Raw genomic sequence first — 15,709 nt, forward strand, 5'->3', positions numbered from 1 at the left:
GGGAGTGACTCAAAAAAGGATAATTAAAAAATGCTTGAAGGCTTATACGATTATGCTTTTAAAAGTAAATTCCGTGTACCATTTATTGCAATGGAGTGATTTCAAAACTTATTTAGACGAAAGTTCAAAGGTTAAAGTACATCACGGATCGATTTCATTAAAAAGGAAATTCAAAGGAGGAAGAAAAATGTCATTTTTATGGTCATTAATTATTGGCTGGTTAGCAGGTATGATTATCGGACGCGATACTCCATTGGTAATATCAATGGTTTCGTAGGTGCTTGGTTAGGCTTATTCAAAATAGGTTCTTTTTATTTCTATTAAGATCAGTGTTTGAAACATCTTTTTAATCAACCTTTTTTCCAAACCAACAACTGAGGCTATATTTTAGTTAATACATTAAAGGGCGCACTTCTTAAGTAAGAAGGTGTCTTATTTTTTGTTTATTATTCAATAATAAAAGCAAGTGAATTTGCGAATAAAGGGAATTCTCACTTTAGCATAGTTATGGATGAATGATCCTTTGCAGAATATTTTAGAATTAATCTGCAAATATTTAAACAGGAACATATAAATAATCAATCACGTTTTTAGTCGGATAAAAATGGTAGTGTAAAAAGTTCTATGAAAACTAACTGAGCGTGTAGGGTCTTTTCTATTTATTGGGTGGAAAGGCCATGCAATCGTCCTTTACAAACGCTAATAATGGAGGTGTAATTATGGAAACAACAAGTTATAAAGGCACAAATAAAATGATTACAGGAATTGTATTTGGGGTCATCACATTTTGGCTCTTTGCCCAGTCTATGGTCAATATTGTTCCGGCCGTTCAGAAAGATTTAGGCATTTCACTTGGAACATTAAATATAGCAATTAGTTTATCTGCTTTGTTCTCAGGTATGTTTATCGTTGCAGCTGGTGGCCTTGCAGATAAGATTGGACGTAAAAAAATCACGTATTTAGGGTTAATTTTAAGCATTATCGGTTCCTTGCTTATTGTTTTGACTCAAGGCGCAGCATTATTAATTATCGGACGTATCCTCATAGGGATTTCAGCAGCATGTATTATGCCAGCAACAATTGCTTTAGTGAAAGCTTATTATGAGGGGGCTGATCGCCAACGTGCCCTCAGTTTCTGGTCCATTGGTTCTTGGGGCGGCTCAGGTGTTTGTTCGCTAGCTGGTGGTGCGATAGCAACATATATGGGCTGGAGATGGATTTTCATCTTTTCGATTATTTTCGCTCTTCTTGCGATGTGGCTTATTAAAGACACTCCAGAAAGTAAAGCAGAATCAACTGGTGCTTTTAAATTTGACTATACCGGATTAGTTATTTTTATCATTACGATGCTTGCATTGAACCTTTTCATTACTCGCGGAGCAGATTGGGGTTGGACAAGTACTATTACATTAGTCTGTGCGGTTATCACAATCATTGGGATTATAGTATTCGTCAAAGTGGAAAGAAATAATGACATAGCTCTAATTGACTTCTCTTTATTTAAAAATAAACCATACGCAGGAGCCACATATTCCAATTTCTTGTTAAACGCTGTAGCTGGAACACTAGTGGTTGCTAATACGTATGTTCAAGTTGGTCGTGGATTTACGGCTTTCCAATCTGGATTGTTATCAATCGGGTATTTAATAGCAGTACTTGCAATGATTCGTGTTGGTGAGAAAATTTTACAAAAATCCGGGGCAAAATCTCCAATGATTTGGGGAGCTATAATAACGACAGTTGGTTGTGCACTAATGGGCTTAACATTCTTACCTGGTTTTTCCTATACTGTTGCCGTATTCATTGGATTTGCTTTATTCGGTCTTGGACTTGGAATATACGCAACCCCTTCTACAGATACTTCTGTATCTAATTCACCTCCTGATAAAGTTGGAGCAGCAGCAGGGGTTTACAAAATGGCAAGCTCACTAGGTGGAGCGTTCGGAGTTGCGATTTCTGCTACTGTTTATGGTGCCATTGCAGCTGTTAGTAGTGTCGAAGTTGCTGCCACAGGTGGTATTATCGCAAACGTAATCTTCGGTATACTTTCAATCATTTCTATAATAGCATTAGTACCAAAAGATACTGGAAAAACAACAAACGAAAAAGCAACAAAAATAGATTACAGGAACAATACTGAGCCAGAACCAAATCATTAACCAAAAATTGGTATAGAAGAAGAACAGGATTTTGTTGTAGATGTCGTCAACCATAAGTATGATTTTAAAGGTATCACATAAAGGCTTTATATAGGTGGGCTTATTTCGCTAACAGGTGCATTACTTCAAAAACAGGGGTTGCTGCGGCAGCCTTTTTTTAATAGAACTAATCCAGCTAAGCTCAGCTATTCCTCTCTGTTTATCGTATCCATCCTATTGACATAACACCAATTTTGAACTACATTGGGCGTGGTTTAAACTTAAGTAATGTAATAATAAAAGGGGAGAAATTAGTTGTCATATTTACTAAAATTAATAAGAAAAAGTGAACAAATAACAAGCCTTTGGTCAGGTGGTAAAACAACTCAACTTGCTATTTATCCTGAAAATGGAGATTACTCGAAGCGTGATTTCAAATGGCGGTTAAGCACCGCAGATGTTGAGGTAGACGAATCCTTATTTACTCATCTTCCAGGCATTCAGAGAATTATCATGATCCTTGATGGAGAAATGTTGCTTCAACATAAGGGAAAGCACCATGTGCATTTAAAGCCATTTGAACAGGATCGGTTTGATGGCGGCTGGACAACCCGAAGTATTGGGAGGGTTACGGATTTTAATTTGATGTTAGCAGAAGGATGCGAGGGAGACCTTAACATGATTCATATTAATAATGGGATCCAACATGAAGTGTTGGAAAATAGGGAATCTACGAATAGATCCGAAGCCTTTTATTGTGTCAAAGGAACAAGTAAAATGAGTATAGATGAAAAAGAGCCTTTTGTTTTAGATCAAGGTGACGTAGTAATCTTAAACATGGATCATTCATGCAACAATTTAAATATAAAGTTATCCAATCACAATGACTCAATTGCAAAAATTATTAAGGTAAGTATTTTTTATTGATAGAGATATTTTGGTTCTAGTGCAAAAATATTTACTAGAAGTATAGTATTCTTTCGAATTGTGGGTTAAGAGGCTCAACCAAATAAATCAATCATTATTATTTGATGATTACTGATAGGTGTAAAAAATGGGGAGTGAACGATAAATACTCCAATGTTACTTCTTTTCGCATTTTTTTTATTGGCATTTTTGGATTTTGGTTAAGAATAAGGATTCTTTCATACGATTTTAAAAACAAAAGTAAATTGTTCTTCATGTTGGGCAACTATGAGTTGATTGGTGGAGTTCTTATTGGTATAGGCTTACTATTTATTGTGATTTTTCTCTAAGATTTATTTCACTCCCATGAAAATTAAAATATTCTTAAAACCAAAAAAGAGCATACAAAAGATAGACCCAAAAATGACTTTTTAAAAAAAGGCTGAACCTTATGAGTGATCTGATTGAGTTTGGTAAGTCGTTAAACAAAAACCTCCAATTATAGCAAATTAAGTAGAGGCTAGCGCGACGACCAAAAAAGGATTAATCTCCCATGAGTGCTACCCATAAAGGGCGCGACAGTCGGTGGTACACCGTGGTCGTCGGAGTCAGACTAACGGATGGGCTCAAAGGCACCATAATTCAACGACCTTCTTCGCCAGCCATTAAAACATTATCGACCTAGAAACCAATTTTCATTCTCTGTGGTGAAGCGCTGATTTTTGCGCTACATGGATGGCTAACGGGTGCTTTACTTCAAAAAGGGAGTTGCTTCAGCAGCTCTTTTTCTCATGGAGCTAAAAGGATAGGTTATTTAAAGAAGAAATGATTGATAAAAAGTTTGGATTTCACAAGTAGATAGAGGAGGTATCCATTGGATGCAAAAGGAATACTTCGATTCAGAAATTTATAAGGGTCGCCATTTTCACGTAGAAAATTTTGAACCTTTTTAGTTACCTTGGATTTTTTAACCATGTCTCTAAAAATTTCAATGTTTATTTTCATCGTATTATTCACTTATGTTTAGCCCTCAATCGTGCTAATTTTATTTTGTGAGTTTTTATTGCTGTTTAATTAACTGAGGGAGTTTAACAAGAAACAAAAATACAACTTTTTCACATAGAGTAGGACAAATCGTCTTTTTAATTCCATATAAACTCTTATCGTAGGTTTACATCAAAATGTTGGCGGTACACCATACATAAATTCGGATATTCTTCAGATCTAATCTTCCGGATGAAACCTGATTCTAGCAAGGTTTTCCAATACAATTCGTAGTGGAGGGTAAAAGATGAATATTAAAAATTGGCTGTTTTCTCAAAGATTGTTGCTAAACGAAAGCATCAGATATTTAAAAGAGTATGTTATATTTTGGATTATGGGGTCGAATGAAATAGTATAATTAAGCGTAATTTAACTTGTTTCGTAAGAGGTGCTGAGTTTGTTTAAAAAGAATATATTGATTGGACATTCAGAAGATGCTGTCCTGTCAATTATCGAACACTTAGTGAAAAATAACGTTCCATTTGAAATAGGAATCAAAGATATTTTAAAGCGGTCGTCTGAAAGATTCCGCTCGAAAAAAAACGATGAAGTATACGAAGCGTTTTATACAGTCGAAGTTCGAAAAAAATATGCGGAACAAGTAGAAGCTATTGTTGCGCAGTATGTATCGCGAGAAGATGTGAAGCATTGGTATAAAGTGGCGAAAAAGAAAAGTAGAAAATTACAATTGAAGGAAAAAGCACTTTATTTATTTGTGTTTTTTATAAACTGTATAGCGATACTAGCCATCGACATAGGTAAGATGGATGGAGCGGACATCGTTTCGTATATCGCTTGTGCCGTGTTATTGATGTCTGGTGTGTTTGTGACGACAAAATATTACAAAGAGATGCAAAAAGAATCGGGCGATTTGAGAGAGAATAATATGATGTTGATGTTCATAGGTATTGGTGTGATATTTTATGCCGTTTCTTCTTTTTCATCTTTACTTCAAATAGACATTTTTCATTTTCTCTTAATGATTCAACTGTGTGCAATAGTTTGATTTTTGACAAGCTGAAATAAGCATTTGCTCTACTCGCTTTTCAAATGCATAGTTTTTATGTAATTCAAGCCAATAATACCAATAGGGTTAATTGTCTAAATAATACGTACCAACGCCTTGAAACCGTTCCATCAATCCTTTCAACCGACGATGGAAATTATTAACGTATTGTATGTGGTATATTCCTTTTTTTACTCGTTGATTTTGATTTAGATTAACTGTTTCGTGCTTAATATTTTTGGATACAGCAAACTTTTTATAATTGGTAGCTGCATCAGTGCATAACAAAGATGAGGGGGCTATATGGTCCCTAATAGCTGCATCTATTTCTTCTGCTTTTACACGACCCTTTCCCGCGATTCTTGCAATAATATTGTGATATCGAACTTGTGCTACAATTACAGCAATTTTTTGATTTGAAATCCCTCGTTTTTCATCTTTTTCTCCCCGTTTTTTCGGTTTTCGATGTGTAAATCTACGACCTTTTAATGACTCACGAAAGAAAGTCTCATCACTTTCAACGATACCAGATAATTGATTGAACCCGTGACTTCCTAAAGCATTTAAAATCTTGTGCCTCCAATAAAATGAGGAAGATATATGAATGTTTAATAATCAGCGATTTTAGGTAATGTAACACCGTGTATCATCATTTCAATGTAATTCAACCACTTTCCTGGATAACGTGAACCTGAAAAGGGGGTGTTTGTCATATCATTAAAGGTTTGTCCGCAATCCTTACATAAATAACGTTGTCTGGAACGATACATACCGTTTCTTTTTACTGATATTTCCACAATGAATACAACCTAAACCGGCAGAAAAGCGAGTCTCCCTAATCTTTGTAAGTAACTTCTCTGTTTTATTTACTTCTTTTGGATATAGATCTTGTTCTAGTGCCTTAAATAAGGCTTGTTGATCTGCTTTCTTTAATTCACTGACCACTTCATACACATATCTCCACATTATCAAACGCCTCCTTGAACTTGTATTAGATTATATTAAACTATAATCAGTATTTTCAAAGGAGCAACAATCTATACAGCCTAAAAAAAGTAAAGATAGTAAGGGTTAAACTTACTATTTTTTTTGTTGCTTTATTTTAAGCATTTGAAAAAACAGCCTAAACAAAAGGCAGAGTGTGAATAACACTCCGCTTTTTGTCTATAGGTTATAATAATTTTCAGCTGTATAAGTGGTCCAGTTCCAAAAATCATTCCCCTGAGAAATAATATATCGATCAAGAAACAATTCGAAGTTAAGTTGAATGTCTTCGTCTTCGGAAAATTCTTCAGAAGGTATGTCGAAATTAAGTAAATAATTTGGTTCTTTAGCATTGAGTTTTTTAATACTTATAGCCAAAGTTCCGTCTAGTACGCTACCTATAGGAATAAAAGGTAGGGGATTATCTGGCTCATCCGCTTGCATATCTTTATATGCACTCTCGATTTCTTCTAAAGAATGAAGCCATAATCCTCCGCCTACATTGTCACCATCTTCGTCTATATGTTCAAAAAGCATACAACCGTTATGAATAAATAAGAAAGCCTTGTAGTCTTCCGGTAAAATCCACTCTGTTTTCTTTTCAAATTCCTCTATTTGTTCTCTAGTAGCCGGATTATTAAAGGAACAAACAATATTCGAATTTTCTACTTCGGGACCTGAAATAATCATACTTAAGTCTTCATCTAATCTATTTTTAAAACTTGTTAAAGTTTAATTAATAAATGGCATATAGTTAATCTCCTTAATTAGTAGTTTTTCCACCAAGTGTTAACTTCATTACGGTGTATTTTTACAGGAAGCGGAAATAAATTTTGAAATGCGTTAGTTCCACCGTATTTTATTGGAATAACGTGATGTATCTCGGTAGATCTTTCGTCTAAACCATACAAATAAACATTTGTCCTGCGCAAATAGGTCAGATCTTTTGAACGGGAACTTGAATTTCAAAGGTAATCTCGTTTGGTTTATCTGTGATCGTAATATCAACATGCATAATTTGCAGCGCATCGCCGGTAATTTGATAACCACCTTCATCAAGATAATCAAATATTTTACTCAAGCTTTCGCTTCGGTTCCATAGTAATTCTCCGTTATATCGGATACACGCAAATAACCCAGCCGGAACGATCCGTTGGTACTGTTTTGGTATTTTTTCTTTACTTTTTGCCACAACGAAAATGACTGATGGTTCTTCAAAACGTTTAGTTCTAAGATCCGCTTCCTGGATGAGAATGCCTAGTCTGTTACTGGCCAGAATCGGTGTCTTCTCAGCAAGCATATTTTCTAGCCTTATAACACCATAACAGAGTTCCAAATTATTATTGATTTTTTCATTCAATGTAATTAACTTCCTGCGTCCTAATTCACGAAACATAACCGTTTGAAGTTCCGTTTCTCTTGCCACGTGATCCAAATATACAATTTTTTCCCGGATATTTTCCTCCAAGTCAGTTAATTCGTTCAGCTTTGAAACAAGATCTGCGTGCTTTGCTTTAAGAATGTCCAAAGACTTACTAAAATTGCGTTCATTGAAATAATCCTTTATTTCGTCCGTACTCATTCCAAGTTGTCGTAATTCTTTGATGGTTCCTAAAACCTCGTACTGGAAAATAGAATAGTAGCGGTATCCCGAATGTGAATCGATATATTGCGGCTTGAATAAGTTAATCCGATCATAATGGCGCAAGGTCTCCGTAGTCATCCCTCGTAACTTTGCCATCTCACCAATGGTTAATTTTTCTTTCAGTATAATCGCCCCCTTAAAAAATATAATACAGGTGTTGACCTTTGTGTTACAACAACCTTTATAATCAAAATACACAATAATTTAAATCTTCTGAGTATTCTTTATAAATGTGAGGGAGCTGATTATGAAACGGAAGAAACTTGCTAGAACACTTACTTTGTCACAGGTTGTTTTTTTAGGGATTGCTTGGAATAACCCCATGGTATTTTTTAATACCTATGGAATAGCTACCGTAACCTCACATGGTGTAATTACGGGTGCGTACATTATTGCATTTCTAGCGATACTGTTTACAGCGCTCAGCTACGGAAAGATGGCAAAAGCATATCCTATCTCAGGTTCAGCTTATACATTTACTCAAAAGTCTATTAATTCTGAAGTTGGGTTTCTTGTAGGTTGGACAATTATGCTTGATTATATTTTAACACCTATGGTGACGTGTTTGATGTCCACTGTCTTTTTAAGTGCAGTGTTTCCAGGGATTCCACATTATGTGTGGATTATTCTTTTAACTACTATCATAGTTGTACCAAGCATACTAGGGGTAAAGACATCAGCATCCGCAAGTAAAATTTTCGTTATTGCTCAAATCATTTTCGTTTGTTTTTTCTGGATATTAACCGTCAAAAATTTATTAGATGGAGTTGGGACAGGAACTCTTTTCTCGAGTAAACCATTATTCAATTCAGAGGTTCCCTTGTCAGTAATCTTAGCAGGCTCTTCAATTCTTTGTTTTAGTTTCCTTGGTTTTGACTCACTTACTACCTTGTCAGAGGAAACAATCAATCCTGAAAAAACCATCCCAAGAGCTATTATCATAATGTTGCTATTAATAGGGGTTTTGTATATTGGCTCTTCCTACTTAGCACAATTGGTCTATCCGGGTTTTTCATTTGAAAACACTGATTCAGCAGCCATGGAAATCGCTATACTTGTTGGAGGAAACGTATTTAAATCATTATTTATTACTGCGGTAATTATTGGTAACTTTTCTTCAGGAGTTGCTTCAATTACAAGCGCATCACGTGTGTTATATGCAATGGGCCGGGATTCAGTATTGCCTGAAAATCTATTTGGTTATATTCATCCCAAATTTAAAACACCGTCACACGGAATTATCGTGATAGGAATAATTTCTTTACTAGGCGTCGTGTTAACTCTGGAGCAAGTCATCAAGTTTATCAATTTTGGAGGGCTCATTGCTTTTACATCTGTTAATCTATCTGTCATCTCCCATTATTTTATAAAAAATCAGAAACGATCTTTTAACGATTGCATAAGGTATTTATTTTTACCGTTCATTGGCGCAGTATTTACTATGTGGTTATGGTCACATTTAGAAATAGAGGCATTGATTCTTGGAGGCATTTGGGTGATATGTGGCTTAGCATATCTTCTTTATATGACAAATTTTTTCCGCAAGCCTCTTCCTGAGTTTCATTTTGATGAGGAGATCATTCCTCAAGAGGTAGAAGATATGAATGAAAAAATTCTTTCCCAAAAGGTAGAAGACTTTTAATCCGTTTTTTACACTGAAGTAAGTATATGTAACTAAAGGAGGTGTGAATATTTTGAAAATAAGGAAAAATGAAAGCGTTACCTATTCTTAAAACGGGATTGTTAAAGTAAGAATAACGAACAGGAGGTTTTTTCAAATTGTTGAAGCTGAAAAAGTTTATAAACGGTGAGTGGATGGATTCTTTGAGTAAACAAACGAGTAATGTTGTTAACCCCGCAAACGGCAAGATCATTGCGGAGGCTCCCAACGGAAATGCAGAAGATGCCAGGATGGCCATTGATGCGGCACGAACCGCATTTGATTCCGGGATTTGGTCGGACTTACCGGCCTCGGAACGGGCTTCCTATTTATTTAAAATAGCAGAGAAAATTGAAGAACATGCATCTGAGCTTAGCCAACTTGAAACAGCCAATACCGGAAAACCTCTTAAAGAAGCAGAGTTTGACATTGCGGATGCAGCGGATTGTTTTCGTTATTATGCCGGCTTAGTCACTAAACCGGACGGCCAAACGTATCCTGTTTCCGGTCCTGTACAGGCCATGGTTGTTCGAGAGCCGGTAGGGGTATGTGGACTGATCGCTCCGTGGAATTTCCCTTTACTGACTGGAGCTTGGAAAATAGCCCCTGCCCTTGCTGCAGGAAATACGATTGTATTTAAAACATCCGAGGTCACTCCGATTACGACTACTAAATTATTTGAGATTATCGAAGAGGTTGGCATACCAGATGGCGTTGCAAATCTAGTTATGGGTGGTGGTGCAACAGTAGGAAATGAACTAGCGGAAAGCGATAAAGTTGATATGGTTTCGTTCACTGGCAGTACATCGACAGGCAGAAGCATCATGAAAGCAGCAGCTGGAAATATTAAAAACATTGCACTCGAATTAGGCGGCAAGTCACCTAACATCGTTTTTGCCGACGCAGACTTTGAGACGGCCGTGGATTATGCTTTATATGGAATTTTTGTCAACGCCGGCCAAATTTGTAATGCAGGATCGCGTTTGCTGCTGGAAGAGAGCATTCACGACAAGTTTATCGATAGACTGATAGAGAAAGCGAAAAAGATCCGGGTCGGCCCTGGTGATCAACCGTCTACACAAATGGGTGCCCTTGTCAGTGAAGCGCATATGAATAAGGTACTCCAATATATTAAACTTGGCATAGAAGAAGGGGCGACATTAGCCTGCGGCGGCAAGCGTATCACAAGCAATGGACTTGAAATGGGCTATTTTGTTGAGCCGACGATATTTGTTGATACCAAACCGGACATGAGAATTGTTCAGGAAGAAATCTTCGGGCCAGTACTTACCGTGCAAAAATTTAAAGATGAAGCGGAAGCCATCCAACTTGCCAATGATACTCCATACGGCCTCGCAGCAGGTGTATTTTCACAAGACGGCGCGAAGGCTTTAAGAGTGACTAAGAAAATAAGAGCAGGAATTACGTGGATTAATGCTTATAATCTAGCCTACAATGAAGCACCGTGGGGAGGCTACAAACAGAGCGGAATTGGCCGTGGATTAGGAACTTTTGGTTTAGATGAGTTTAGTGAGGTAAAACAAATTAACATTAATTTAGAAGTGGAGCCAACCAAGTGGTTTGATCATTAAAAATGGATAAGTAGATATAAAAGAGTAAAAGAGAGTGAGTCACTGTACTATTACACTGTTTGAAAAATTGAAAGGGGACATTAATGATGATCTGGGATTTTAATTTCAATCTTCCTACTTCTATAGAGTTTGGGAACGGAAAAGTTAAAAATATTGGGAAAAGAGCAAAAGAGCTAGGAGGAAAAAAGGCACTTCTAATTACCGATAAAGGACTGGCGCAAACTGGAATTTTACAAAAGGTTACCGATTCGTTAGACCAAGAAGGTGTCAATTATATTGTTTTTGATGAAATTACTCCTAATCCAAAAGATGTAGATTGCCATAGAGCCTATCAACAATTTAAAGACGAGGAAATAGATCTTTTGATAGGTCTTGGCGGCGGAAGTTCGATGGATACAGCAAAAGCAATTGGTACACTTTTAACCCATGGAGGAGAGCTTAGAGATCGTTACGGTTTTAATTTACTAGAGAGAGAAATCACTCCACTTATTTGTATTCCTACAACTTCAGGTACTGGAAGTGAGGTTACAACAGGTTCTGTCATTACAGATACAGTTACAAAACAGAAAGAGGCTATACTTGACATTAGATTGGCTCCGAAACTAGCAATTTTGGATCCTGAATTAACTCTAACTCTGCCTAAATCTATTACTGCTGCTACTGGAATGGATGCACTTACACATGCTATCGAAGCTTATACCAGCAATATTGCTGAACCAATTTCAGATGCTCTCAGTCTTTATTCAATTGAATTAATTGCTAAGTACCTTCCGTTAGCTGTAGAAAATGGGAACGACTTAGAAGGACGGAAAAATATGCTTGTAGCCAGTTTAATTGCAGGTATGGCATTTAATCACGCGGATCTTGGTGCTGTACATGCTATGGCTGAACCACTTGGAGGTCTTTATGATACTCCACATGGGGTAGCAAATTCTATATTTCTTCCACATGTGTTTGAATTTAATATTCCTTCAAACCCTGAAAAGCATGCAATTGTAGCTGAAAAACTTGGAGCAAATAAAGAAGGTAAAACAATTGAGGAAACTGCCTATGAAGGTGTTGTTTTGTTAAAAGAGCTTGCTCGTAAAATTGGCATTCCTGATTTTCGAGATTTAAATAATATCAATCCTGAAGATTTCCCATTCCTTGCTGAAGGAGCATCCGTTCATTTGTGTACACAGACTAATTCACGAAAAGTGACACCAGCAGATTATTTGGAATTATTTCAAAAGACTTATGAGGCGAAAAACACAACATTAATTTAAAAATTTAACTAGATTAATGTTGATCTAGAATTTTTGAATCGGCGGTCGGCTTAATGGGAGTTTTAATTGGGCGGCCGCCATGGTTTACAGAAAACATGCGTATGCCCACTTGCTGCGGGTACATAAATAGCTATTTATGGATATGAGATTGCTATAAAGTAAGAATAACGAACTGGAGGTTTTTCAAATTGCATAAGTTGAAAATGTTTATAAACGGTGAGTGGATGGATTCTTTAAGTAAACAGAAGAAAAATATTGTAAATCCGGCAAACGGCAAGATCATTGCAGAGGCTCCTAACGGAAATGCAGAAGATGCCCGGATGGCCATTGATGCGGCACGAACCGCATTTGATTCCGGGATTTGGTCGGACTTACCGGCTTCGGAACGGGCTTCCTATTTATTTAAAATAGCAGAGAAAATTGAAGAACATGTATCTGAGCTTAGCCAACTTGAAACAGCCAATACCGGAAAACCTCTTAAAGAGTCAGAGTTTGACATTGCTGACGCAGCGGATTGTTTTCGTTATTATGCCGGCTTAGTCACTAAACCTGACGGCCAAACGTATCCTGTTTCTGGTCCTGTACAGGCTATGGTTGTTCGAGAGCCGGTAGGGGTATGTGGACTGATCGCTCCGTGGAATTTTCCTTTACTGACGGGAGCTTGGAAAATAGCCCCTGCCCTTGCTGCAGGAAATACGGTCGTGTTTAAACCAGCCGGGATAACTCCGGTTACCACCACTAAATTGTTCGAGATTATCAAAGAAGTTGGCATACCAGATGGTGTTGCAAACCTAGTTATGGGTGGTGGGGGAACAGTAGGAAATGAACTAGCGGAAAGCGATAAAGTTGATATGGTTTCGTTTACTGGCAGCACGTCAACAGGAAGAAACGTCATGCAAAAAGCAGCTGGAAATATTAAAAACATTGCACTCGAATTAGGCGGCAAGTCACCTAACATCGTTTTTGCCGACGCAGACTTTGAGACGGCCGTGGATTATGCTTTATATGGAATTTTTGTCAACGCCGGCCAAGTTTGTAATGCAGGATCGCGTTTGCTGCTTGAAGAGAGCATTCACGACAAGTTTATCGATAGACTGATAGAGAAAGCGAAAAAGATCCGGGTCGGCCCTGGTGATCAACCATCTACAGAAATGGGTGCCCTTGTCAGTGAAGCACATATGAATGAGGTACTCCAATATATTCAACATGGCATAGAAGAAGGGGCTACATTAGCCTGCGGCGGCAAGCGTATCACAAGCAATGGACTTGAAAAGGGCTATTTTGTTGAGCCGACAATATTTGTTGATACCAAACCGGACATGAGAATTGTTCAGGAAGAAATATTTGGGCCAGTACTGACTGTACAAAAGTTTAAAGATGAAGCGGAAGCCATCCAGCTTGCCAATGATACTCCATACGGCCTCGCAGCAGGTGTATTTTCCCAAGACGGTGCGAAGGCATTAAGAGTGATTAAGAAAATAAGAGCCGGAATTACATGGATTAATGCCTACAATCTAGCCTACAATGAAGCACCATGGGGAGGCTACAAGCAGAGCGGGATTGGTCGGGGGTTAGGAACTTATGGTTTAGATGAGTTTAGTGAGGTAAAACAAATCAACATTAATTTAGAAGTGGAGCCAACCAAGTGGTTTGATCATTAAAAATGGAGAAGTAGAGATAAAAGAGAGTGAGTAATGCTTACATCGAAGAAATTTTTGACTAATAATAGAGGATGCACTTTTTTGAATTCACCAATATTTTAAAAATTAAAAATTTTCAAATATTAATTCTGAAGATGGGCTTTAATAGAAAGAAAGCTGTCAGCCTAATTGTTTTATTTTACGAGTAAAAAGCCAGTTCATCAAGATTTGTCTTTTTTAAGACCTAATAAAACAAAAATAATATTTTACTATATATAATTATATTCTCCCGCGCTCTTTCTCTGTGGCGTTTACTAAGGAGAATCGAGTAATCAGAAAATATGTTGGTTCCTGATAGTCATTATTGACTACACAATTCCGTTTTGCCTAGTTTTATAGGTTGGCATAAAGCTTGCATATATATTAACGAGAACGTAATACAAGTGGGAGGCAAAGTACATGTCGAATAATGAAAAACAACATCTTAATTTACCTTTTACCGGAATCTGTACTTTCGGGAAATATCCCGTATGTCCGGATCTAGACCAGCTAGATGCAGATGTAGCTGTCATTGGAGTTCCAAATGATATGGGAACACAATGGAAGTCAGGCGCAAGAATGGGTCCAAGAGGAATTCGTGAAGGCTCTACATTATATAGTTTCGGGTTAGATGGAGCCTATGATATTGAAAATGATATCATGTATCTTGGCCCGAAATGGAAAGTTGTTGATTGCGGCGATGTAGACATAGTACATGGGGATATGATGCAATCCCATGATAATACGGAAGAAGCCATTCGAAAAATCGTTTCAAAAGGTGCAATGCCGGTTGTTTTAGGTGGAGATCATTCCATTACAATTCCAGTAGGAAAGGGCTTGGGTGAACTCGGGCCATTTCATGTGATCCAGATTGATGCGCATTTAGACTGGGCAGATCACCGTTCAGGAATGCGGGTTGGACATGGAAGCTGCATCCGCCGCTTATCTGAAATGAATCATGTTCAAAAGATTTTCCAATTGGGCATTCGTGGAATCAGCAGCAGTAAAAAAGAAGATGTCGATGCTGCCAGAGAATACGGAAGTGTCATCTTGTCTCCCCGCCAAATGAGAAAGATGGGATTTGAACAGGTTTTGGAACTTATTCCAGCAGGTGAAAAATATTATATTACCATGGACATTGATGGCCTCGACCCATCGATCGCCCCTGCGACAGGCACACCTTCTCCTGGAGGCCTGCTTTATGATGAAGTCAACGAATTACTCCATGGAATTGCAAAAAGAGGAGAAGTAATCGGTTTTGATATGGTAGAAGTTGCTACTCCTTACGATCATACGGGAATAACTGGACAAGTGGCAGCGCGCCTCTCATTAGACTTGCTTAGTTATGTTTTAAAAGAAAAAGAGAGAAACCAGGATGCAATCAGCGATCATCAAGAGCAGAACTTCATAAAGAAGCATTAGTCTGTTAAATTTGAAAGCGTTTGCTGATATAAAGTGATTTTCCTCCGTTTTATCTTTTCTTAGTTTCCTGAATATGTATAAAAATAGAGGCGATATCATAAAAAACACTTATGTAAATAATTATCCATTTAGAATATTTAGAGTATTTCAAAAAACGTATAGCGGTTGACGATTGTGGGAGAGTGCAATGTAGACAGCCACCGAAGGAGCAAGTTCCAAAAAAAAACCTTGGAACAAATCTCTCAGGTATAAGAACCACAATGGGACGCAACTCTGGAGAGCGCGTTTATAAAACGCCACCAAAGAGGAAGACTCTTTTTAGCATAGAGTTAAACTCTCAGTTAAAAGGACAGAGAAGGGAATGTTGC

General features: G+C 37.4%; 11 protein-coding genes, 2 pseudogenes and 2 riboswitches. Of the genes and pseudogenes, 9 read left to right on the plus strand and 4 right to left on the minus strand.

Going from position 1 to position 15,709, the window contains the following annotated elements; all coding sequences use genetic code 11:
* Window positions 1-187 precede the first annotated feature (187 nt).
* From JFU50_RS23305 to JFU50_RS23320, 4 genes and pseudogenes are all read left to right on the plus strand, one after another.
* Window positions 188-312 (plus strand): annotated as a pseudogene (locus JFU50_RS23305) (GlsB/YeaQ/YmgE family stress response membrane protein); the annotation flags it as partial.
* A 407-nt stretch (window positions 313-719) separates the two neighbouring features.
* On the plus strand, window positions 720-2,159 hold the full coding sequence (locus JFU50_RS23310; protein ID WP_201224339.1) for an MFS transporter: 1,440 nt from the start codon (window positions 720-722) through the stop codon (window positions 2,157-2,159).
* 294 nt (window positions 2,160-2,453) lie between these two features.
* The gene (locus JFU50_RS23315) at window positions 2,454-3,065 is read left to right on the plus strand and encodes a HutD/Ves family protein (RefSeq protein ID WP_201224340.1); all 612 of its coding nucleotides are present in this window, start codon (window positions 2,454-2,456) and stop codon (window positions 3,063-3,065) included.
* 1,420 nt (window positions 3,066-4,485) lie between these two features.
* A complete protein-coding gene (locus JFU50_RS23320; RefSeq protein ID WP_201224341.1) occupies window positions 4,486-5,094 on the plus strand; it encodes a hypothetical protein in 609 nt (202 codons plus the stop codon).
* On the opposite strand, the pseudogene JFU50_RS23325 reads toward JFU50_RS23320, so the two are convergent.
* From JFU50_RS23325 to JFU50_RS23335, 4 genes and pseudogenes are all read right to left on the minus strand, one after another.
* Window positions 5,065-6,060 (minus strand): annotated as a pseudogene (locus tag JFU50_RS23325) (IS1595 family transposase). The gene JFU50_RS23320 and the pseudogene JFU50_RS23325 sit on opposite strands and share 30 nt — an antisense overlap.
* A gap of 198 nt (window positions 6,061-6,258) precedes the next feature.
* Entirely contained in the window at window positions 6,259-6,768 is a 510-nt protein-coding gene (locus JFU50_RS23330) for an SMI1/KNR4 family protein (protein ID WP_201224342.1), read from the minus strand.
* 77 nt (window positions 6,769-6,845) lie between these two features.
* Entirely contained in the window at window positions 6,846-7,010 is a 165-nt protein-coding gene (locus JFU50_RS31805; RefSeq protein WP_342366305.1) for an HNH endonuclease signature motif containing protein, read from the minus strand.
* 5 nt (window positions 7,011-7,015) lie between these two features.
* Window positions 7,016-7,819, minus strand: a complete 804-nt coding sequence (locus JFU50_RS23335) for a MerR family transcriptional regulator (protein ID WP_201184942.1) — start codon at window positions 7,817-7,819, stop codon at window positions 7,016-7,018.
* Window positions 7,820-7,970: 151 nt separating this feature from the next.
* Between JFU50_RS23335 and JFU50_RS23340 the strand changes: the two genes are divergently transcribed.
* From JFU50_RS23340 to speB, 5 genes are all read left to right on the plus strand, one after another.
* A complete protein-coding gene (locus JFU50_RS23340) occupies window positions 7,971-9,365 on the plus strand; it encodes an APC family permease (protein ID WP_201224343.1) in 1,395 nt (464 codons plus the stop codon).
* Between the two features lie 137 nt (window positions 9,366-9,502).
* Window positions 9,503-10,975: an aldehyde dehydrogenase family protein gene (locus JFU50_RS23345; RefSeq protein ID WP_201224344.1), complete on the plus strand. Its 1,473-nt coding sequence runs from the start codon at window positions 9,503-9,505 to the stop codon at window positions 10,973-10,975.
* Between the two features lie 83 nt (window positions 10,976-11,058).
* The gene (locus JFU50_RS23350) at window positions 11,059-12,240 is read left to right on the plus strand and encodes an iron-containing alcohol dehydrogenase (protein WP_242489091.1); all 1,182 of its coding nucleotides are present in this window, start codon (window positions 11,059-11,061) and stop codon (window positions 12,238-12,240) included.
* Between the two features lie 188 nt (window positions 12,241-12,428).
* Entirely contained in the window at window positions 12,429-13,901 is a 1,473-nt protein-coding gene (locus JFU50_RS23355; RefSeq protein WP_201224346.1) for an aldehyde dehydrogenase family protein, read from the plus strand.
* A 438-nt stretch (window positions 13,902-14,339) separates the two neighbouring features.
* Complete coding sequence (gene speB / locus JFU50_RS23360; RefSeq protein ID WP_053346235.1) at window positions 14,340-15,341, plus strand: agmatinase; 1,002 nt, start codon at window positions 14,340-14,342, stop codon at window positions 15,339-15,341.
* A gap of 165 nt (window positions 15,342-15,506) precedes the next feature.
* Window positions 15,507-15,609, plus strand: a riboswitch (glycine riboswitch).
* Window positions 15,610-15,703, plus strand: a riboswitch (glycine riboswitch). It abuts the riboswitch before it with no gap.
* The last annotated feature ends 6 nt before the right edge of the window (window positions 15,704-15,709 follow it).

Origin of the sequence: Peribacillus sp. TH14 (assembly GCF_016651145.1) — a bacterium.
In the GTDB taxonomy this organism is placed as follows: domain Bacteria; phylum Bacillota; class Bacilli; order Bacillales; family DSM-1321; genus Peribacillus; species Peribacillus butanolivorans.

Bases quoted from the DNA above. Each gene is read 5' to 3' on its own strand.
- JFU50_RS23310 (WP_201224339.1), top strand. From the start codon at position 720: ATGGAAACAACAAGTTATAAAGGCACAAATAAAATGATTACAGGAATT.
- JFU50_RS23330 (WP_201224342.1), bottom strand. From the start codon at position 6,768: ATGATTATTTCAGGTCCCGAAGTAGAAAATTCGAATATTGTTTGTTCC.
- JFU50_RS23335 (WP_201184942.1), bottom strand. From the start codon at position 7,819: ATGGCAAAGTTACGAGGGATGACTACGGAGACCTTGCGCCATTATGAT.
- JFU50_RS23340 (WP_201224343.1), top strand. From the start codon at position 7,971: ATGAAACGGAAGAAACTTGCTAGAACACTTACTTTGTCACAGGTTGTT.
- JFU50_RS23350 (WP_242489091.1), top strand. From the start codon at position 11,059: ATGATGATCTGGGATTTTAATTTCAATCTTCCTACTTCTATAGAGTTT.
- speB (WP_053346235.1), top strand. From the start codon at position 14,340: ATGTCGAATAATGAAAAACAACATCTTAATTTACCTTTTACCGGAATC.